Raw genomic sequence first — 21717 nt, 5'->3', positions numbered from 1 at the left:
TATTAGAAATCAAGTGCTTAACCCATTTAACTGTAAAGGTTATCATAGTTACACGCTGTTTATACTGAACACAATGAATTATCAAACATTTTTTAATAAATATGTTTGGGATCTTAGATCTGATTCTTTATGTCGCTACAGTTACGATTACAGTTCGCACAATATTACTGATTAAGGGTATTTTTATCTATATCCTCGTTTCCTCTTACAACACCTAATTCTTTTTGTCTCAGTGATAGGATGACCGCACAAGCAAAAATCGCTAATGTACCAATCACGAACATCCCGTTTGAAATGGCTAATTGTCCGAAGATCATTGGACCGAAAAATCCTCCTAAACTCGCAAATGCATTAACCGTTGCAATGCCGGCTGGTGCGGTAGATTCCGTGAAAAACAGGGTCATAAATGAGAAAAAGGCGCCTACAAATCCATACAGTCCAATCGCTGCGAAAGCAATCAACATGATCATCGTCAATGCGCTATGAGCAAACCCACACATAATAAAACCTGAAGCTGCAATGAGAAAGCTTGCAATTAAATGTTTCTTATGCTCATTTCTTTTATCAGAACTCCATCCAAAGAGTAACATGGAAGGGATCCCGATTAGTGCAGGTATAATCGTTAACCAGCCAATTTCCATATTATTTGAACTAGTGGCAAATGATTTAATGATACTCGGAAGCCAAAAACCAAGACCGTACATTGCTGTATAATTTGCAAAATAAATAAAAGCCAATTTCCACACCTTTGAGTCTTTAAACATTTCTAATTTCGATGCTTTATTTACTGCAAGGCTTTGACGTCTTTCTCTATCCAGTTCATTTTCTAGCCATTTTTTTTCTTCCTCTTTTAACCATTTAGCATCTTTCGGGCGATTATTTAAGTAAAACAGCGTGACAACTCCTAAAATAACGGCTGGGATTCCTTCGAGAATAAACATCCATCTCCAACCAGCTATCCCATACCATGCAATGTTATCCATAATCCAGGTAGATAATGGGGCCCCTATAATCGTACCAATCGGCAAAGCCATAACGAGAGATGCGGAAGCGCGCCCTCTTTCTTTATTTCGAAACCAATATGTAAAATATAGAATAATTCCTGGGAAAAAGCCTGCCTCAGCAATTCCGAGTGAAAAACGAGCGATGTACAAATGTGTGGCCGATTGTACAAATGCTGTTAAAGCTACTATGATGCCCCATGAAATCATAATTCTAGCAATCCAAACTTTTGCGCCAATTTTGTGCATGATCATATTGCTCGGTATTTCAAATAGGAAATACCCAAGAAAGAAAATCCCTGATAATAATCCAAAAACTTCTGCAGATAACCCCAGATTTGCATTCATTTCCAAAGCTGCAAAACCTAAATTCACACGATCCAAATAAGCAATGACATAACATATAAACGTAAATGGTAAAATGCGTATCATTGTTTTTTTGATTGTTGTACTTTCAATTGATTGATTCAATGAATTCATATTATACATTCCTCCTAAAATAACGAATCATCATTAGGCTCTACAATATTTAGCAAATTGCTTTGGTGGATATACTCATAGATTTGACAGCTTTTCTCGAATCACAATTAGAGAGCATTTTCAGTTAGTTTCGCCTTCATTTTAAATATAGGATCCCATCAAGAACTAACAAAACTTCTGCTGTGAGAGATGATTTTGTTAGTAGGAAGACATATTTTGGCTTTTACGTAATTATTTTTGGTGTAAACGTTAACATTTTTAGGCCTGCTAAATATTTAATATCTAATCAACGGGTTCCTTGTTTAGAAGATTACTATTTATAAAAGTTGGATTTTTTAAAAACATAATCCATCTGCTTAATAAACTCCTCATTACGCTCTTTTTGGTTTTTCGCTTCAACTTTCCCTTTGTAAGTTCAAATTAATTCCTCCTTTTTAATGATTGGATTGATAGTAACACGTGATTTTGTCGTATATGAATAACGAAATTCTGCTATATGACAATTGTGCTTATTTTTTAAAAAATTAAGAAAATACTGTATATTAAAAACGAACTACTAATATCAGTTAAAACATTTCTTTTTGAGCAGGGAATTTTTATCGGCAATAAGAGGCTTATCTATCTAAACAATGAACTAGAGCCTGATTAGACGGATAGGGTAAAAAAATACATTTGAGCTATCCTTTTTGTTATTCTATTGATAGAAGGCTTTTGAGAAAGGAAAAAAATTTCTTATTACATTTAACAATTGCTAAAATCGGATATAAAGAAAGCAATATGTATTACAAAGTAGTAGAGAATTTAAAGGGGTGAATGACATTAATAGAGATTATACAATCCAGACTGTGCAAAACGCTATGCAAATCTTGCGTTTGTTCACAGTAGAAAAACGGGAATGGACATTGTCAGAGATTGCTAGAAAAAAATCCATGAGTATCAGTACTACAAAGCGCCTTTTGAATGTATTGGAAAACTATGGGTATTTGGAGAGGGGGGCAGGAACTAAAAAATATAGGCTTAGTCTGTCGATTTTAAAATTATCCGGTATTGTCAAAACAACAATGGAAATTCACAGAGAAGCTCGTCCGATTTTAAAAAAACTAGTCAACGATTTTGGTGAAGCTGTTCATATTGGAGTTTTAGAAGGAACAGAAACGATTTATTTGGACAAAATGGAAGGGTTACATCCAGTCCGTTTATCTTCCCACATTGGAAAGAATAATCCAGTATATTGCACTGGATGCGGAAAAGTTATTCTTGCTTTTAAAGAACAAACAGAACAGGAAAAAATCATTAAAACGATTGAACTGCAACGATTTCATCAGTTTAGTTCAAAAACGGTTAGAAATGCAAGAGAATTAGAGAGTCATCTTAGTCAAATCAAAAAGCAAGGATATGCAGTTTGTATAGATGAATTTAGTGAAGGCATAACCAGTATAGCAGCTCCTATCTACGATTATAATGAATCTGTCGTCGCTTCAATCAGTATTACTGGACCTAGTAACCGGATAGATATTCCACAAATTGTAGAAGGTACGGTGAAAGCAGGAAAAGACATTTCGAAAAGCCTTGGATATATTTATTAATATGAATATGGAATAAGAAAGAAGGGAAGGTAATGAAACAAAGAAGCTTTTCATCACTTGAAAATGCATTACGTATACTGGAGGTATTTAGCGTTGAAGAACCAGATTTTAGTGTGAAAGAGATTGCAGATCGGCTTTCGATTGCTGACAGTACAGCTCATCGATTGCTGTCCACGCTTAAAAAAGAAGGATTCATTGCAAAAGATACTATAAATAATAAATATCGTCTCGGTATTTCTATACGCGCATTAGAATCCGTTTTAATAAAAGATTTGGCCTTATATAATGCATCTACGTCAATTTTGTATTCACTGGCTAAAAAAGTGAATGAGGCATCCTCACTCTGCATTTTATATAATAATCAAACTTTTTATGTTAATACAGTGGATTCTGATCGTCCTATTTATGACGGATTGACGTACGTAGGAAAATCTCAGCCTGTCTTAAGTACAAGCGCAGGAAAGGTGTTAATTTCCACTAAATCGGAAGAAAAAATAGAGGAAATTATTTCTATGGAAGCAACATTTAATAAAACAGATAAGCTTCAGTATGATTTAACAGAGTTACTGCACGTTCAAGAAAAGGGTTATGCAATTAGTTATAACAATTTTTCCTCTGGATTAACATCAATTGCTGCACCAGTAAAAAATGAGAGCGGAGACATTATAGCAGCTATTGAATTAATTGGTCCTGAGCAACGTATTCGGCCTTCCTATGTTAATACATATGTAAAAATGGTGATAGAAGCCACGAGAGAATTGGAAAAATCCTTATACAGGAATAATTAATAAAAAAGAAGTATCGAAAGAGTTTTCCGACTGTTCTGACATGCGGAAAACTCTTTTTTATGTCATGCACCTTTAACCATTCACCTTGTTAATTTGTAGCAATACAAAGCGACGAAGAAAGGTTAGGTCATGAAAATTGTTTTATACAAGGAAATATCCTTTTTAGAAGAAAAAAGATACCTTTTCGTTATAAGTAGGAAAGCGCTAGAAAGTGTATTTAATTGAATATTCTAAAAATAAAAATACAAATTGCCACATAGAAGAATGTTCGTTTTATAAATGACAAAATATTGTGATAACATTCAAAATAGTAATCATGAAAGCAATTATATTAAAGGGAGAACGATAATGATGATTTCTGAAAAGAGAAAAGAAATGTTTATGGAGCCTGGCATTCACGTAGAGGATATTCAATCTCAAAAACTTCAAAAACAACTGGATTATATTTTTGGGAATTCGAAATTCTATCAGAACAAGTTTAAAGAATTAGGTATTGAAAGAAGCGATATTAAAGAGTTAACTGATTTAGCAAAACTGCCGTTTACCTATAAGCATGAAATCAGGGAAAGCCAAAATATATTGCCGCCACTAGGTTCGCATGCGATTGTCGATATGAAAGAAGTTATTCGTGTGCATTCATCGTCCGGTACGACTGGCCGACCGACTTATGTTGGAATTACTAGACATGACTATGATGTTTGGACAGAAATGCTAGCAAGAGCTGCATATACTCATGGGATTAGAAAAGAAAGCAAAGTTGTTTTCGCAATGGGTCTTTCCTTCTTTGTTGGAAGTTCCTTCAAGGATGGAATAGAAAGGTTAGGCGCTACTTTTATTCCGATTGGTACAGGTGCCTCGGATCGAGTCATCAGAAGTATCATCGACTTCGAGGCTGACGCTTTGTTCTGTACGCCATCTTATGCATCTCATTTAGCTGAATTTGTCAGGAAAAATTACAACATGGAGCCTTCCGAGTTAAGCATTAAACTCATGTCTGTCGGTGGAGAGCCAGGTGGGGGATTACCTGAGGTTCGTAAAAAAATTGAACAGGATTGGGGTTGCAAAGTCGTGGAAGCGATGGGAAATGCCGATATGGCTCCCGTGATGTTCAGTGAATGCCAAGAGCAGAAAGGTATGCACTTCATCGGATCGGATTATGTCATTTGCGAAATTATTGATCCTGAAACAGGAGAAGTTGTTCCACATAGCGATCGTATGGAGGGTGAACTTGTTTATACAGCTATTGACCGTGAATGTGTCCCACTTGTTCGGTTCAGAACAAGAGATTTAGTTCAAGTCGATACAACACCATGTAAGTGTGGACGACGCAGTTTCCGTCTGCGCTGTGTTGGAAGAACCGACGATATGTTAATCGTTCGCGGAGTGAATGTTTTCCCATCAGCGATCAAGGATGTAGTAAATAGTTTTAGGCCGAAAACAACAGGTGAAATTCGGATTCTACTGAAAGAGAAGCCACCTTTAGCGGAGTCACCACTTCCAATTAAAGTGGAGTATTCAAAAGGCTTAAATGAAAATGAAAAAGGCGCATTGAAGAAAGAAATCGAATCTGTGTTACGAGCTAAACTATTTTTCACAGCTGATGTTCAACTCGTTCTAGAAGAATCGTTACCGCGTTTTGAAATGAAAGCAAAATTAACTGAAGATTTATATGAAAAGTAAAAAAATAGTTTGAAATGAAAATGTTTAAATGAAGAGGAGATGGATAGAGTGAGCAATATCGTACTGATAGATGGAGCACGCACTGCATTCACAGAAATTTCAGGTACGTTTAGAGAGATTTCCGCAACAGATTTAGGAGCAGAAGCAGCTCGAGAAGCGATTCGTAAAGCGAAAATTGACCCAGAGGAAATAGATCAAGTCGTATTTGGAAATGTTCAGCAGTCGAGTAAAGATGCACATTATCTTGCTCGTCATGTAGGTTTAAAGGCAGGGCTTCCCGTTCATGTACCCGCATTAACGATTAATCGCTTATGCGGAACTGGTTTAGAAGCTATTTTAACGGCCGCACGCTATATTATGAACGGCGAAGCAAAAGTGGTGTTGGCCGGAGGAACGGAAAGTATGAGTCAAGTCCCGCACGTGATTCCTGGAATGAGATGGGGGAGCCCGTTGGGAGGGCCTACTATAGAAGATTGGGTGTGGGATGGATTATATGATACGTATGGTGGATGTAGTATGGCTGTTACTGCGGAAAATTTAGCAGAAAAATATAGAATCACTCGTGAAGAGATTGACAGTCATGCATTATTAAGTCATGAGCGGGCGCTGGCAGCGATGGAAAAAGGATATTTGAAGGAAGAAATTGTTCCGATAACGGTTCCGGACAGAAAAGGAAGCAGAGTGGTTGAAGATGATGAACATGTTCGGAAAACAAGCATGGAAAAGCTCGGTAAACTAAAAGCTCGCTTTATCGAAAATGGCGTTGTAACACCTGGAAACGCGAGTGGAATGGTTGATGGCGCTGCGGCTGTTATTGTCACTTCAAGTGAATATGCTGAAGAAAAAGGCCTGAAGCCTATTGCGAGACTGGTTTCCTGGGATGTGGTTGGTGTTGATCCAAAATACATGGGTATTGGACCAGTACCTGCAATTCAAAATGCTTTACAAAAAGCGGGATTAAGAATGGAAGATTTAGACTTAATTGAAATCAATGAAGCTTTCTCTGCACAGTATTTAGCATGTCAGAAAGAGCTAGGCTTTGACCCAGAGAAAGGAAATGTGAATGGCGGTGCGATTGCGCTAGGACATCCACTTGCAGCTAGTGGCACAAGAATTACTCTTTCTCTTGCTTATGAATTAAAAAGGTGTAACAAAAGGTATGGAGCTTCTGCTGTCTGTATAGGCGGGGGACAAGGGATAGCATCAATTTGGGAACGATTGTAATAGAGCGATAAATTAGTTGACAGAAACACAAGTATGTATTCCCGTCAATAATTTTGTGAAATCTTGCAGAAATAGAATGTTGGGATTTTTTATTATTAACTTTTTGAATATTATAAATATATAGATGCTTAACAATAAAAGTATAAAGGAGTTGGTAAAAATGATTGTAGATTACAAGTTTAGAGTAAGATGGGGAGATACCGACGCCGCGGGAATTGTATTTTATCCGAACTTTTATAAATGGATGGACGAAGCCACGCATGAGTTTTTAGCTGCTATAGGGTCTCCATCATCTACCTTGTACGTTGAGCAGCAAATCAGTGTTCCGCTTCTTGAAGCGAATTGTCAGTTTAAGAGGCCGCTATTTTTTGAGGATCATGTGACCGTTCGCAGTTCAGTCGCGGAAATGCACCAAAAAGTATTCAAAATAAGCCACATGTTTCTCAAAGATGAAACGATGGTAGCAGAAGGATATGAAATTCGGGCTTGGACATCGTTTAAAGAAAAGCCGAAAGCTCATCCGATTCCGAACCATATCCGAGAAAAAATGATGCCTGAAAATGTAGGGGTCGTGAAGAACTGAAGCAATTGTTGACGGATAAGAAAGAAGAGAATCACTTTTTTACCATTTAATTCAGATGATACTTCTAAAACAATAATAGATTATAGCAAATTCATCATTCATAGTTATAACTTTATATATTCTATAAAACTTAGAAATGGGGCGTAATTTCATGAAAAGTGTAAACAAATGTGATGTGATTGTGGTTGGAGCAGGACCAGTTGGGTTGACAGCTGTGTTGGCGCTACAAAAAAAGGGAATCTCATGCGTGATTATCGAAGCGGAACCAAAAGACCGTCCGCGTCCAGGTAGCCGTGCAATCTATCTACACAGCGCGACATTAAAACTACTGGAAGAAACATCAAAAGGACTAGGCTTTGAATTAGCCAAAAACGGAATTATCTGGCCAGTAAAGCGAACGCTCTATAAAGGAAAAGAAGTATATGTGAAAAATTATGGGGTCACCAACAATCAGGATCCAAATAAATTGCCGCATTTTACTGCGCTTCACCAAGACCATATTGAAAAACATATTTATAACGCCTGTATTGAAGCCGGAGTGAAGTTTGTATGGGGAGCACCTGTCGCTAAACTAAACATTCAGGACAATGGGGTAACATTAATTACTGAATCAGGAGATGTTAGGGAAGCAAAGTATATTATTGGAGCAGATGGCGCCCGTTCAGTGGTTCGTGAACAGGCGGGCCTTAAGCTGGAAGGGCCACGCACAAACGATACATTCCTCGTTGTGGATGTCAAGGAGGACGAAGAAAATCCCCTTCCTCTTGAACGAATTTTCCATTATCATCACCCAGCAATGGGTCGCCGTAACGTGATGCTCGTTCCTTTTAAAGGTGGATGGCGCGTTGATCTTCAATTACTTGAAGACGACGACGTTGAAGAATTTACAAATATTGAAGGTGTGAAAAAGTGGTTGTCTAAAGTAATGGATCCGAAATATGCAGAGCGCATTACCTGGATATCTTCTTATCGTTTCCATCAAGTAGTCGCTAATTCATTTACGGATGAAAAGCACCGGGTTCTTTTGGCTGGAGAAGCGGCTCATTTGTTTGCACCATTTGGTGCCCGCGGACTGAATTCGGGTGTGCCGGATGCGATTATTGCGGTACGCGGGATCGAAAAAGCCCTTAGGACAGATACGGAGGAAATGCGTCGTGAAGCGATCGGAGCTTCAGCAACAGAGCGTAGAATTGCTGCCCAGTGGAATCGTGATGGATCTACTACCGCACTCCACCATTTGCAGGGAGAGGCAAAAGAAATTGATATGAAACGAGCAGTCGCTGCTTCACTCACATCCATTGTCCCAAGGCTTGGTCGCTGGCTTGATGAAGGTCCGTACGGTCCGAAATTTGGTCCGCCTGAACTGACGACGAAATATTAATGCAAAGAGAGAAGCTAATTCTCGCAAAAAAGCGGATCTGATCATCAGGACAAAGGTAAAAGGAGAGGAACTTAATGGTAGTTATGCTGAGTGAGGAAAAACATGGGACGGGTGCTCGTACAGTGAATGATTGGATAGAACGTTTACTAGCTATTGATTGGTATAAACAGGTAGGTCAACAGCAAGAAGGTGCAGTGGAGAAGATAAATCAATTTATGCGAACACTGGGTGTAAATGAATATGAAATAAAATGGTTATCCAAAGATCAAGTGTCCGATGCCATCCAACGTCTTACCTTTGAGGGAAGTAGCCTTTGGAGAATTTTAGAAAAAGTACCAGATCAACTGAAAGTTAAAATAAATGAAACCGGTAATGAGTCATTGCTTGAAAAGGTAGTGGATATCGTACCAGAAGCAGTATTTCATAATGCTTTTGCAAGAGCTTTTCGTACGTTTGGTGAAGAAAAAACGGTGCAGTTTCTTGTGGGGCATGCGATGTATGTCAGTACACTGATTTGCACAGCTGTACTGGCTGAAGAACCGAATCTTTTTTTACCTATAGTAGAACTGCTTGAAGCAGGTTACCTGCCACTTGGACCAGAAGGGAATACATTTTATCTTGTTTAAGACACATGAAGAAGCTTTATAGAATAAGAGAATCGTTGTTTGGAAGAGCCTGCCATATATGTTGCTAGCTATATAGATACCTTAAAGTAATTTATTATCTTTCACGGGATTAGAGGATATCTCCTAGCGACTAAAGGGAATTGTTAATAATGAAGAATGATATGAATGGAGGATATGGAAATGAAGTTAGTTACATTTAGCCGCGAAGGTATAACACAACGTGTTGGAGCAATCGTTAACGAAGAAGTCATCGATCTGCATGTTGCCTATAAGTCTTTACTTGCATCAGAAGGAAAAATTCGTGCCCAACAAATTGCCGATGCATTTGTTCCGGCAGACATGACTGGATTTTTACAAGGTGGAAGAGAAAGTATAGAGCTTGCCCAAAATGCAATTGGTTATGCACTAGAAAATAAAGCCGACAATGGATACAGACTTGTATATGATTTAAATGAAGTAAAAGTTGAAGCGCCAGTTCCGGTACCTGGAAAAATAATCTGTGTTGGTCACAATTATCGCGAGCATATTTTAGAAATGAAACGCGAGCTTCCATCATACCCGGTTGTATTCGCTAAATTTGCTAATACGGTCATTGGTCCACAAGATGACATTCCATTTTATCCAATTTCAGAACAGCTTGACTATGAGGCAGAATTTGCTTTTGTAATTGGAAAACGTGCAAGAAACGTATCACAAGAAGAGGCTCTTGAGTACGTAGCTGGATACACTATTGCTAATGATGTAACGTACCGCGATCTTCAAAGACGCACTCTCCAATGGCTGCAAGGTAAAACTGTTGAAGGAAGCGCACCAATGGGGCCATGGTTAGTAACATCTGATGAACTTCAAGATCCTGCTGGTTTAGAAGTTGTTTTAAATGTTAATGGTGAAGAACGTCAGCGTTCTAATACTGCTAATCTAGTATTCTCTGTTCAGTACTTAGTTGAATTTTTATCAAGCTTAATAACGCTTGAGCCCGGAGATGTCATTTTAACAGGTACTCCAGGAGGAGTAGGAGTTGCACGTGATCCACAAGTCTTCTTGAAAGATGGGGATGTTGTCAAAATTGAGATTGATAAAATTGGTGCTCTTGAAAACCGTGTAATGAGTATCAAAGAAGTAGCTGAGGTAAAAAAGTGATGGCTACTTTAAAGGTTAAAGATTCCGTTAAATCCGTTCAACAATCGCTTGATCAGGTGATCCAAAAAGCAGAAGGGCTTTCCGACGATGTACTTCGTTGGAACCCTAATGAAGAAGAATGGTCTGTTATGCAAATTCTTTGTCATCTCGTTGAAGCGGTTCCTTATTGGCTTGATGAAATTGAACAGCTTTTAGAGGCTCCAGGTAAAGAGTGGGGGCGGGGTTTGCAGAATGAGGATCGTTTAGCTGCTGTAAAAAAAGGTAAGGTTGACAGCACTTCTTTATCCGATGTTTTAAACGAATTAGAAGCGTTAAAACCACAAGTAGAACAAACGCTTAACAAATTAGATGAGGAGAAATTAACGATGGAGGCACCTAGCCGAAATCCTCGTTTTGGTACAAAGCCTATTTTATTTATCGTGGATCATTTACTTGTTGAACATACGAGTAAGCATTTAGGACAAATCGAGCGCAATTTATTCAAAGCCAATAAGTAATGGAACAGGAGGAATAGGGAATGGCTGAAAAAATGGATTTTTTTAAAAGTAAAATAGTTCAAGACTTTACAAAAGATATTCGACAATACAATCTCGGGCCACTTTGGGAGGCAATTCCAGAATTGATGCATCATCAGCCGGAGCCACATGCACAGGCATACCTCTGGAAATGGGATTTACTTGAGAAAAAATTAGGAGAAGCGGCACAAATTTTCACTCCTGAGCGCGGTGGTGAACGAAGAGCAATTTATCTTCAAAACCCTGGTTTAGACTATCGTCAGCCGTGGGGATGGGCATCTACTTCTCAAACGCTTTACGCAGCAATCCAACTGCTTCAGCCTAATGAAGTAGCACCTTCTCATCGTCATACACAAAATGCCCTTCGGTTTATTACACAGGGTGAAGGCGCTTATTCTATTGTTGAAGGTGAACGTATTTTTATGGAAGAAGGAGATTTCGTTATTACTCCAAAAAACCTCTGGCATGGCCATGGTCATGAAGGTACAGAGCCGATGATTTGGATGGATGTTCTCGATATCCCGACAATCTATATGATGGGTGGTACGTTTTTCCAGCCTTATCCCGAAAGAATCGAACAACCGAAGGTACCAGATAACTATTCTGCACAGCGATATGAAGGCGGTATGGTTCGCCCAATTTCTGATCGTCATCCTAAGGTAGCTCCACTTGGTGCTTATAAATGGAATCAAACATTGAAAGCTATTGAGGGATTATCGCGCTTTGAGCCAGATCCATATGATGGTTATGCTGTAGAATTTATTAACCCATCAAATGGTCAAACGGCGAATCCAAATATTGGAGCATGGATGCAGAAGCTTCCAAAAGGATTTCATTCAAAAGCTCATCGCCACACGCATTCGACGATTTACCAAGTATTTAGAGGTTCTGGTTACAGCATAATTAACGGCGTTCGATTTGACTGGTCACAAGGAGATTACTTTATTATTCCGAACTGGGCAGTCCATGAACACATAGCGTTAGAAGATACGTTCTTCTTCTCTGTAAACGATTTACCGATTATGGAAAAATTCGATCTTGAGCAAGAGAAGCCATATGAAAGCAATAATGGTTATCAAGAAGTAAAGGGTGAGTTTAAACCTATTGTTTTAGTATAAATTCTGATATGTTTCACAATTCTGGTACAAAAAACATTTGATAAGGACATAGAATCTGAATGGGCTGTTTAATGACCGATTAGGGTGTAATTCCAAATAGCTTATATATAAATCCAACTTTAGCTAGGTGATGATCTTGTTATTAAAAAAACAAACTAAGACATGTTGTCTCCAATATCAATTGTTATTAGCAGAAATAGAAAAAATTAGGGAACTAATGATGTTTATTGCCCTTGAAAAAGGCTTTACGGATTCTAAAACGATAGAGATAATCCAAAAACTAGATCAACTGTTGAATAGAACTAACTGATAATTCCCTAAACGATAATATTTAGCATTTTTCTATCCAAATGGAAACAAAACTTTTGTTATGGGGGTGTCTCAAAATATTAGCTTGATGGGTATGTTAGCGTTACCCCTAATAGAATAAGAAGCAAGAACAAATAACGCATGGTTGGTTTCTTTTATCCATGCGTTATTTGTTTTATTATTTAGGAATTAATTCACAATAAGAGAGTTGCTTGTTATGAAAATTGAGTCTATTATCTCGCATTAATGGGAAGTAAGCCCTCCACCTCAAGATTATGAGGTGGGGGTGAAAAAAACTGATGGAAATTTCACTTTATATTATTTTTTTAATGATAAACCATAAACAATCGTTTCACTTGGTGTTGTGATTTTAAAGCCTGTATTGTAATCTAGCGTCATTGTGTTTCCGATATAATCTTTTGTGAAGTCATCGATTTGAATAACAAGCTGTTCGTCTTCAAATACGACATCATTGGCATGATATTCATCGACAATTAAATCGATATTTACATAGACAGTACATGTATTGCCTATAGTTCCTTTTACCCTAATAACTATTTTTCCTTCGTTTTGTGATTGTTCCAGTTTTTCTTTTGCTGTATTTGTAACACGAATATTCATGTAATCCCTTCCTTTTCTTAAACTATTATTCTATTATGGCAAAAATATAATAAACCGGCTACTCGTGCACATAAGAAAACTTATCAGCTTTTGTTAAACACACTATAAAATTATTAGGGGTACTGTCCTATCGCTATCAAGTTAAGAAATTTACTGTTTCCCAAAATGAAAATTTCATCTCTCCATAGTTGTTCGTGGGAATACAGATTTCGATTTTCTGGGTTTGAAATAAAGCCACGATGTTTATATAAAATAGGAAAGAAACAAGGAATTACTATATAAATAGTAGAAGAATTATATACAAGCAAGATTAGGATATTAGAAAAGCACTTTCAACCTAATGTAATAAGAGAAAGCTAATCGGGTTGTTTTTACTACTATTAGGAAGGGGTGTAAAACTTGCATACAAAACGGTGTACGCATAATAATTGCAAATGTTTTATTGTTCCTAACTATATTTTGGAGAATTTAGCACAAAATGAAGTAGAAGCAGCACGAATTACTTTAGATAAAAGTCTGAAAGTTCGAAATTATAGAATTTTTAAAGAATATGATATTGATGGTGTTGTCTCCTTAACTGATGCTGGAACAGGAACTCGAGGTGAGTCTGCTCGCCATGTATACGATTGCAAAGGGGGAACAAATCTTAGAGTGAATGAGGTTAGAAAAGAAGGAGACAGATCAAGCGGGGATACTGTCGTTAACCATGCGTACGATTATGCTGGAATTGTGCGTGACTATTTTAAGAATGTGTTCCACCGTAATTCTATTGATGATAATGGGCTAGATCTCATTCTGAATGTTCACTATGGGCATAACTTTCAAAATGCCTATTGGGACGGTGATGAAATGGTGTTTGGTGATGGAGATGGAATTATTTTTACAAGTTTTTCAAATTCACTCGATGTTATTGGGCACGAGCTTACACATGGTATTACTCAATTCACTAACGGATTAGAGTATGAAGGACAACCTGGAGCTTTGAATGAACATATTTCGGACGTGTTCGGAATAGCAATTAAGCAATCATATTTAAAGGAAACAGCACGAGATGCGGATTGGCTAATTGGTGCTGATATAATGGGACCAACACTAAAAGGACAAGCCCTTCGTTCAATGAAAGCACCTGGTACTGCATTTGATAACCGACTAATGGGTAAGGATATGCAACCTGATCATATGAAAAACTATTATCAAGGAGATCTTGATCACCATGGTGTCCATATCAATAGTGGCATACCAAACAAGGTGTTTTATCTAGTATCTATGGAGATTGGAACAGATAAGGCAGCTTTGATATGGTATAATGCAATACAAAATTTATTTACAACTACAAACTTCAATCAATTTGCACAAATCGTAATTAAAGCAGCGCAAAAACTTGTTGATAGTGGAAAAGTTCCTAAAACGGCTGCAAAAACAGTAGAATCTGCTTTTAAAACGGTGGGACTACCTTCTTAGACATATTCTTTATCATGAATTGGAGGCTTAATATTAATATGCATATCCAGTTTAGCTGCATTGGGGGGATCGCTAATCTCCATTTAACCTTTCAGACAAATACGGTCGAATTACCAAAGGAAATAGCTAAGAAATTACTTGATTTAATCAAGCAAGCTAATATTTTTAATCTCAAACCAAGTGAATTAGAGGTTGTTACAACCAAAGGAGCCGATGCTTTTTCTTATCAGCTAAGGATAGAAGATGGAAAAGAGTCAAAATCCTTTTCATTTACCGATGTAACAGCTCCGCAGGAAGTGCAACCTTTATTGGATTATTTACGTAACTTGGCGATTGCAGAAAAAATGGAAGAATAATTTCCCTGTTCCAAAGATACTTTTAGTAAATCCGATAGCACCATAAACGACCGTTTATGGTGCTTTATTTCTATCTAACTAGAGAAAAATACTATTCCAATTCAGTTTCAAAAATCATTACCAAAAATAAAAGGTCCTAACATATTAGACATATATAATATGTTAGGACCTTTATATTTTAAGTTTTTTGAATTTAGGTCTTGATAAAACGGTTTGATCGGTTGTTATTTTTAAAGTTCACATTTATCTAATGGAATGACTTTTGTTTTCTTTGTAAATTTATAACCTAGCCAAAGTATTAAGAAAAGAGGTAGGCCAATATATGAAACGAGTACACCGTTCCAGTCAATCGATTTTCCCGTAAATGCACCGTAGTTTTGACCAAGAATAACGATTACACATAATGTAAATGCAAAGATAGGACCGAATGGGAACCATTTTGCTTTATATGGTAAGTCATTTAAGTCTTTTCCTTGTGCAATGTATGCCTTGCGGAAACGATAGTGACTAATCGCAATTCCGATCCAAGCGATGAAGCCTGACATACCAGAAGCATTTAAGAGCCATACGTAGACCACGCCATCACCGAATAAAGAAGCTAAGAAAGCAGCACATCCAACTAATGATGTTGCAATCAATGCATTTACAGGTATACCACGACTATTTAGTTTTCCTAAAAATTTAGGTGCTTTACCTTGGTTTGCTAGATCCCAAAGCATACGTGATGCTGCATACATACCAGAGTTACCAGCAGACAGAACAGCTGTTAAAATAACGGCGTTCATTACTGATGCCGCAAAGGCAACACCTGCTTTAGCGAATACAAGTGTAAATGGACTTACTGTCACATCACTTGCTGCAAGGTTTTTGTCTGTATATGGAATGAGTAAACCAATTACAAGAATTGCTAAAATATAGAACAGTAGAATTCGCCAAAAGATGCTGCGAATTGCTTTTGGAATACTGCGTTGTGGATCTTTAGTTTCACCAGCCGCAACTCCTAATAATTCTGTTCCTTGGAATGAAAATCCAGCTGCCATAAATACACCGATAATTGCCATGAAGCCGCCGCTAAACGGTGCATCTGCAACTGTGAAGTTTTTAAAACCAACAGGCTCTCCACCCATAATACCGAAAATCATAAGAAAACCGACGATTAAAAAGGCAATAACAGTTACAACTTTAATAAGTGCAAACCAGTATTCAGCTTCCCCAAATCCTTTGACAGATAAATAATTTAAAAGGAACATAATAGCTAAACAAATCCCGCTCCAAAGCAGGGAAGAGGTATTTGGGAACCAAAACTTCATAATTAATGTAACTGCAGAGAGTTCAGCTGCAATCGTGATAGCCCAGTTATACCAGTAGTTCCAACCTAATGCAAACCCAAGAGATGGGTCAACAAATCTTGTTGCGTAGGTGCTAAATGATCCTGCTACAGGAATGTACGATGCTAATTCTGCTAAACTTGTCATTAAAAAATATACCATAATACCAATTGCAGCATAGGCGACGAGAGCACCGCCAGGACCAGCCGTGTGGACAACACCACCGCTTGCTAGGAATAAACCTGTTCCGATTGTACCACCAAGTGAAATCATTGTAAGATGGCGAGATTTCAATCCGCGTTTTAGCTCGCCATGTGTTTGTGCAGATTGATTTGTAGACGTAGAGGTAACTTTTGTAGTTGCGCCATTCATTTTCAACACTCCTTTTCTTGTAAGATAGGAAGGAGCGGGGGGAATAAAAAAAACCGCCAAAGGACTTTAGCGGAGCATTTCAAAAATAACCACCCCATCATACCTTCCGTTAAGATAGCGCCCCACGCTTACACGGTAATTTTGTAAACGTGACAGTTCTGTCCCTATTCGAAAACAGCCCCAGCATATACTTCCAGAGAAGAAGTATAAACTTCGGCAGCTTTTCCTTTCATTCGGAGTTATTGACGTTCTCTGTGTCTCGTCCGGACTACTAATAAAAGCCGCAACCTCTACCTCATCGGATTGATGAGGATTTCTCTATTGCTATGATTTTTAATATATCGCAATTGTAATGATTTTCTGAGAATATTGCAAGGATTTTTTTGTAGAAAAAAAGAGAAAAAGAATGGTTATTTTGGAAAAGCGCTTTCAAAATTCGTCCCGATCCTAAAAAATATGTAATAAGTAACCTCCCGATGAAAAAGGTTATACAATAGTTTCGCATTATGTTTCAAAAAATCCTTTAAAATTAACAGAAAATTGAGACAAATAAATTTCGACAAAATATATTGTCGAAGAGGAGACTAAAACAAAAACAAGCTTCCCTTTATGGGGAAACTTGTTTTTGTTTGTATGTTGTGATTGATTACGAATCGTAATAATCAGTGCGATTGTAACGACAAGACATATTGCAATGTAAGCAAGAAATATTATATCTTGATTTACTTTAAAAGTTGTTAAGAGCGTACGGATATTGGTCAAAATAATGAGTCCTCCGGCAAGTACTCCAAGTAAATGAGAAGGAACAATTTAATCATATAAAACAACTGGTTTTTAATTAAAAATTTTGAATTGAAAGAAATAAGTGAGAAGTAATACACTAAAAAGGATACAGTGAAACTTCCATCAGTGGCGCTATTCTTCATTCACCTCTGATGGAAAGCCCGTCCAATCGGGCTCATAGGGATAGTTATTCCCCATCTATCTTCTTTGACTTCTCAGGATCTTAAGGTAGCGGGGCTTACTACCCCAAAGTAGCGGGATAAAAATAAGGATGGTGAGAAGATGTTACAGTTTGATCATCTTGTTCACGTAGTTCAATACTCTCCAGCTGATGTAATAAATCAAATGAAGGGACTCGGATTTCATACAGTTCCAGGGGGAGAGCATACGAATTGGGGGACATATAATAGCTTATGTTATTTTGATTTAGCGTATATTGAGTTTTTAGCTGTTCAGAACAATGAAGTTGCAAACAGGGCAGAGAATCCCCTCATTCAGCAAACTGTTCATAAGTTGCAAAAAGGGGAAGGGATGATCCAAATTGCACTGCGTACAGAACATATGGAGGAGCTTGCTAAGAAATTGTTGGAAAAGGGGTTTCGTATAAATGGTCCGTTTGAGGGAAAACGTTTAAGGGAAGATGGTACTCTATTAAGTTGGAAAATGCTATTCATTGAACAGGAAGATAGTGGTCCTAGATTCCCGTTTTTTATTGAGTGGGGTGAATCGGATCAAAATAGAAGAACAGATTTACAGAAAAAAGGAGCGATTTCACTTCATGACAATAATGTAATTGGAATGAAAACGGTGTTTTATGCTGTTAATAATGTAAATGAAACAAGCAAACTATGGGAAGAGTTATTGCAAATAGAAATGAGTACATCAAAAATAGATAAAGAGTGGAATGCGGTATTTCGAAGTTTTTCTCTTGGGAAAATAACAATTCAATTTTGTGAACCGATAGGGAATGGAGTAGTTCAGAATCAATTACAGAACTGCGGGGAGATACCATTTGCTGTAGAGTTTCAAGGAGGCAAGGAAAATACGAGTGTATATCAGATATCGAATGGTATGTACATATTTTAGGGGGAATCAAGGTAAACGAAGTAATATTTTTGGAAGCTATACACACTATATGCTGCAATGATTTTTCCATCGGATATTGTATGGTCTTATAAAATGACCCCAAATCGTGTTGATATAATGAAAAAACGTTTGAATATGATTATAGATGATCATAACGGATTTACATCTTATATCCCAAATTGGTATAAATCGAAAGGCTTCCAATCGTAATGTTGGAAGCCTTTACGAATAACAAAAATTGATTGCTTTTTGAAGTCGAGAGACCCCTTCAGTAATATAGTTTATATCTACTTTTCCGTATGATAGACGAATATAACCATCTTCTGCACCGAAAATACTGCCAGGCATAAAGGCAACTTGTTGTTTTAAACTCTGCATAATCAGCTGCTTTTCTTGAACAGGTTGTTTCAATTTTCCCCATATGTAAATGCCACCTGTTGGCATGGGAAATGAGAGTTCTCTCTGTAATGAGCATTGTAATGCGTCTACTAGTACATTTCTTTTTTGTAATAATTCATAGCGTAGCTTTTGTAAGTGTGTTTCAAACGGAACTGTTTCAAAAAATTGTTGCATAAGCCATTGCGGAAAGATACTTAAGCCTAACTCCATTTGGTGCCTCGCATCTGATAGTCGTTCAACAACGGACTGCGGAGCAACGAGCCAGCCGATTCGTAATCCTGGTGCAATCATTTTAGATAGAGAATGAACATAAATGACTGTTCCGTTCGTATCAATTGATTTTAAAGTTGAACATGCTTGTTCTTTATTTTCTAATGTTAATAAGCTAGAAGGATCATCTTCAACAATTGGAATTCGTAAATCGGCACATAAGGATAGAAGTGTTTCCCTTCTTTTTGGATGAAGGAGTGTCCCTGTTGGATTTTGATAATTGGGATTTAAGAAAATCATTTTAATTCGGTGCTTTCGATAAAGTTCATGTACATCGTCTGGATGAATGCCATGTTCATCGACAGGTAATGGGAAAATACGAATGCCTGCCGATTGGAAAAGCGGTAAGGAATAACAATGCGACGGGCTTTCAAATGCTACTGCATCGCCTGGATTTAATAAACATTGCACAATAAGGTGCAGTGCTTGTTGTGCACCAGAAGTAATCATAATCGATTGTTCAGTTGCATCAATTTGTAAATGTTCCTTCATATATTTAGCTACAATTTTTCGTAAAGGGAGGTAGCCTTGTGGATGATCATAGCTTAATGATTGTGTTAACGGTTGTTCGCGTAAAATTGCTTGTAAATAGTGATGCGGAAACAAATCACATCCAAGCTCACCGTTTGCAAAGTCAATGATATTTTCATTTTGCTGCACTTGCTCACGAATGTAGCGAAGAAGTGGTAAGTTAGGCAAAAACGTCCCGCCTTCCACAAATCCTCTCCAATTTGGTGCGAATTTCGGAGATACACCCCACATCTGTGTACTGACCCTTGTTCCTTTTCCTGTTGTGCTTTCAACAATTCCCATTGCACGTAGTTCGTTATAGGCTGTTGTAATTGTACTTCGATTCACTTGAAGTTGCTCTGCTAGCTTACGTTCTGAAGGGAGAAAACTTCCAGGTGGAAGCTCTCCGTACATAATACGTCTTTCAATATAATCGACAACTTGTTGATAGATCGGAATTTTACTATCTGAATCTAACTTCCATTTCATTGTAATGTCTCCTTATTCCTTCATTATAATCATTATAACAAATTGGCTGGGTGAAAAAACAGCCAATTGGACGGTGTGCCAACGGTCCAATTTTACTATGCTAAATAAGGAAGGGGAGATTTGGATGAAACAAAGGCAAATGGAATGGCTTCTAATGTCAGTTGCTTTAGTATGGGGAGCAAACTATACGATAGGAAAATACGGCGTGACATATATGTCATCCATTCAATTTAATAGTATGCGATTTTTAGTTGCATCACCAATTTTGCTACTTATCACTTTTATTATGGAACGTTCATTACGTATAGAGAGAAAAGACTGGATGAGACTTCTAGTGGTTGGTATTGTTGGGACAACTTTATATCAAACTTTGTTTATGCTTTCAGTAAAATATACATCTGCGACGAACGCTTCATTACTAATTGCAATGTCACCAATCTTTACGGGAATTTTAGCTGTATTGCATAAACAAGAACGTTTTTCTCTGAAAATACAAATCGGATCTATGCTTTCTTTTTGCGGGGCAGCGCTTGTGCTATTAACAGGACATACGAATCAGTCTACATATGAATACGCTTGGCTTGGAAATATAATTGGATTAGTTGCGTCGATCGCGTGGGGCTGGTATCCGATTCTTGCTCAGCCGCTAATTACGAAATATTCTGCTATGCGAGTAACTGCTTGGTCAACATTATTAGGAATTGTTCCGCTTGTTTTATATTGCTTTATGAATGTAGACTCCTTAACATGGCCGACTGATATGCTGAGTTGGGGATCTTTAGGATATTCTATTGTATTTGCAACGATTTTTGGGCTTGCAATGTGGTACGTTGGAATTAGTAAAATTGGTTCAACAAAAGTAATGGTTTATATGTATCTTGTTCCATTATTCGCGGTTATATTTGCAGCTGTAACGATATGCGAACAGGTGAACATTATGCAATTGTTTGGTGGACTTGTTATTTTCGCTGGATTATATGTTGTGAAAAAAGGAACAGTGAAAAAGCCGGCACTCAATTTAAAAAAGGTAAGTTAGTATGAAAAGTGACCACGTCCTGAGAGGAGTGGTCATTTTTGTTTGCATAACAAGATTGCTTGCTTCACGGCCCATTGTTGATGATCGTGAATAAGAAGTTGCTGTGCTTCAGAAGAAGATACCCAATATAAGATGTGATCATCTGCAATAGGAACATGATGTTCTCGTATTTTGCTGCATATGTAAAAATGGCCATCATTTAAATAATGTATATCTTCTTTTCCGGCATAAAAGTAGCGCTTAGCATTTCCGATATAGTGGTGTACCTCAATTTCCCAGCCTAATTCCTCTAATAATTCACGGTGTAAGCAGTTTTCTTTTGTTTCATTATTTTCTATTCCGCCGCCCGGTAAAAAATATCTTACTCCTTTTTGAATGATTGCTATTTTATTGGTATTTTCTTTGAAAATAATGGCATAGGAGCTCGGACGTGAGGTGTATTCTATATCCTGTTTTTTATCGCCAAAAGAAGGTTTCATTTGCACACTTTTCACCTAACTTCATTTGTTTTAATTGTATTATCGCATATGGTGATATGAACATCCAAAGCTGAATTTCTAAGCTACAAAGGAAAG

The 21717-nt window shown here is 37.5% G+C and carries 20 protein-coding genes, 2 pseudogenes and 1 riboswitch; of the genes and pseudogenes, 16 read left to right on the top strand and 6 right to left on the bottom strand.

Annotation, left to right across the window (positions count from 1 at the left end):
- Positions 1-164: 164 nt before the first annotated feature.
- Positions 165-1481: an MFS transporter gene (locus tag AB1284_RS11430; RefSeq protein ID WP_429749297.1), complete on the bottom strand. Its 1317-nt coding sequence runs from the start codon at positions 1479-1481 to the stop codon at positions 165-167.
- 809 nt (positions 1482-2290) lie between these two features.
- Between AB1284_RS11430 and AB1284_RS11425 the strand changes: the two genes are divergently transcribed.
- The 11 genes from AB1284_RS11425 (at position 2291) to AB1284_RS11375 (ending at position 12432) form a co-directional block, all read left to right on the top strand.
- Positions 2291-3067: an IclR family transcriptional regulator gene (locus tag AB1284_RS11425; protein ID WP_429749299.1), complete on the top strand. Its 777-nt coding sequence runs from the start codon at positions 2291-2293 to the stop codon at positions 3065-3067.
- Between the two features lie 32 nt (positions 3068-3099).
- Positions 3100-3855 carry an IclR family transcriptional regulator gene (locus tag AB1284_RS11420; protein WP_429749301.1) on the top strand — a complete coding sequence of 252 codons (756 nt, stop codon included), beginning with the start codon at positions 3100-3102 and terminating at the stop codon, positions 3853-3855.
- 279 nt (positions 3856-4134) lie between these two features.
- Positions 4135-5535, top strand: a complete 1401-nt coding sequence (locus tag AB1284_RS11415) for a phenylacetate--CoA ligase family protein (protein ID WP_429749303.1) — start codon at positions 4135-4137, stop codon at positions 5533-5535.
- 48 nt (positions 5536-5583) lie between these two features.
- Positions 5584-6759 carry an acetyl-CoA C-acetyltransferase gene (locus AB1284_RS11410; RefSeq protein WP_429749305.1) on the top strand — a complete coding sequence of 392 codons (1176 nt, stop codon included), beginning with the start codon at positions 5584-5586 and terminating at the stop codon, positions 6757-6759.
- 160 nt (positions 6760-6919) lie between these two features.
- Positions 6920-7342, top strand: a complete 423-nt coding sequence (locus AB1284_RS11405; protein ID WP_429749306.1) for an acyl-CoA thioesterase — start codon at positions 6920-6922, stop codon at positions 7340-7342.
- A 151-nt stretch (positions 7343-7493) separates the two neighbouring features.
- The gene (locus AB1284_RS11400) at positions 7494-8723 is read left to right on the top strand and encodes an FAD-dependent oxidoreductase (RefSeq protein ID WP_429749308.1); all 1230 of its coding nucleotides are present in this window, start codon (positions 7494-7496) and stop codon (positions 8721-8723) included.
- Positions 8724-8797: 74 nt separating this feature from the next.
- Positions 8798-9349, top strand: coding sequence for a hypothetical protein (locus tag AB1284_RS11395; RefSeq protein ID WP_429749310.1), 552 nt, complete (start codon positions 8798-8800; stop codon positions 9347-9349).
- Positions 9350-9529: 180 nt separating this feature from the next.
- Entirely contained in the window at positions 9530-10489 is a 960-nt protein-coding gene (locus AB1284_RS11390) for a fumarylacetoacetate hydrolase family protein (protein ID WP_429749312.1), read from the top strand.
- Positions 10489-10986 carry a DinB family protein gene (locus AB1284_RS11385; protein ID WP_429749313.1) on the top strand — a complete coding sequence of 166 codons (498 nt, stop codon included), beginning with the start codon at positions 10489-10491 and terminating at the stop codon, positions 10984-10986. Before AB1284_RS11390 ends, AB1284_RS11385 begins: the two co-directional genes overlap by 1 nt.
- A 20-nt stretch (positions 10987-11006) precedes the next feature.
- The gene (locus tag AB1284_RS11380; protein WP_429749315.1) at positions 11007-12122 is read left to right on the top strand and encodes a cupin domain-containing protein; all 1116 of its coding nucleotides are present in this window, start codon (positions 11007-11009) and stop codon (positions 12120-12122) included.
- A gap of 130 nt (positions 12123-12252) precedes the next feature.
- The gene (locus AB1284_RS11375) at positions 12253-12432 is read left to right on the top strand and encodes an aspartyl-phosphate phosphatase Spo0E family protein (RefSeq protein ID WP_429749317.1); all 180 of its coding nucleotides are present in this window, start codon (positions 12253-12255) and stop codon (positions 12430-12432) included.
- 317 nt (positions 12433-12749) lie between these two features.
- On the opposite strand, the gene AB1284_RS11370 is transcribed toward AB1284_RS11375, so the two are convergent.
- A complete protein-coding gene (locus tag AB1284_RS11370; RefSeq protein ID WP_429749318.1) occupies positions 12750-13052 on the bottom strand; it encodes an iron-sulfur cluster biosynthesis family protein in 303 nt (100 codons plus the stop codon).
- A gap of 399 nt (positions 13053-13451) precedes the next feature.
- On the opposite strand from AB1284_RS11370, the gene AB1284_RS11365 reads away from it, so the two are divergent.
- Both AB1284_RS11365 and AB1284_RS11360 read left to right on the top strand, forming a co-directional pair.
- Positions 13452-14513 (top strand): M4 family metallopeptidase, encoded by a 1062-nt coding sequence (locus AB1284_RS11365; protein WP_429749319.1) that lies wholly within the window; start codon positions 13452-13454, stop codon positions 14511-14513.
- Positions 14514-14551: 38 nt separating this feature from the next.
- The gene (locus tag AB1284_RS11360) at positions 14552-14869 is read left to right on the top strand and encodes a protealysin inhibitor emfourin (protein ID WP_429749321.1); all 318 of its coding nucleotides are present in this window, start codon (positions 14552-14554) and stop codon (positions 14867-14869) included.
- A gap of 230 nt (positions 14870-15099) precedes the next feature.
- Here the strand turns inward: AB1284_RS11360 and AB1284_RS11355 are convergent, their stop codons facing one another.
- Complete coding sequence (locus AB1284_RS11355) at positions 15100-16569, bottom strand: amino acid permease (protein ID WP_429749323.1); 1470 nt, start codon at positions 16567-16569, stop codon at positions 15100-15102.
- Positions 16570-16676: 107 nt separating this feature from the next.
- A riboswitch (Lysine riboswitch) is annotated at positions 16677-16870 on the bottom strand.
- A 302-nt stretch (positions 16871-17172) separates the two neighbouring features.
- Positions 17173-17379, bottom strand: a pseudogene (locus tag AB1284_RS11350) (sulfite exporter TauE/SafE family protein); the annotation flags it as partial.
- A 255-nt stretch (positions 17380-17634) separates the two neighbouring features.
- On the opposite strand from AB1284_RS11350, the gene AB1284_RS11345 reads away from it, so the two are divergent.
- Complete coding sequence (locus tag AB1284_RS11345; protein WP_429749325.1) at positions 17635-18438, top strand: VOC family protein; 804 nt, start codon at positions 17635-17637, stop codon at positions 18436-18438.
- A 24-nt stretch (positions 18439-18462) separates the two neighbouring features.
- Positions 18463-18648, top strand: a pseudogene (locus AB1284_RS11340) (aminoglycoside phosphotransferase family protein); the annotation flags it as partial.
- A 12-nt stretch (positions 18649-18660) separates the two neighbouring features.
- Here AB1284_RS11340 and AB1284_RS11335 read toward each other — a convergent pair.
- The gene (locus AB1284_RS11335; protein ID WP_429749327.1) at positions 18661-20106 is read right to left on the bottom strand and encodes a PLP-dependent aminotransferase family protein; all 1446 of its coding nucleotides are present in this window, start codon (positions 20104-20106) and stop codon (positions 18661-18663) included.
- A 124-nt stretch (positions 20107-20230) separates the two neighbouring features.
- Here AB1284_RS11335 and AB1284_RS11330 point away from each other — a divergent pair, with 124 nt between their 5' ends.
- Positions 20231-21142, top strand: a complete 912-nt coding sequence (locus AB1284_RS11330) for a DMT family transporter (protein WP_429749329.1) — start codon at positions 20231-20233, stop codon at positions 21140-21142.
- Between the two features lie 32 nt (positions 21143-21174).
- On the opposite strand, the gene AB1284_RS11325 is transcribed toward AB1284_RS11330, so the two are convergent.
- Positions 21175-21627 (bottom strand): NUDIX hydrolase, encoded by a 453-nt coding sequence (locus AB1284_RS11325; RefSeq protein WP_429749330.1) that lies wholly within the window; start codon positions 21625-21627, stop codon positions 21175-21177.
- Positions 21628-21717 lie beyond the last annotated feature (90 nt).

It is taken from the genome of Bacillus sp. S2(2024), assembly GCF_050474045.1.
GTDB classification, from domain to species: domain Bacteria; phylum Bacillota; class Bacilli; order Bacillales; family Bacillaceae_G; genus Bacillus_A; species Bacillus_A yunxiaonensis.
The sequence above is the reverse complement of the archived record's forward strand: the minus strand, read 5'-3'. Positions and strand labels throughout refer to the sequence as shown.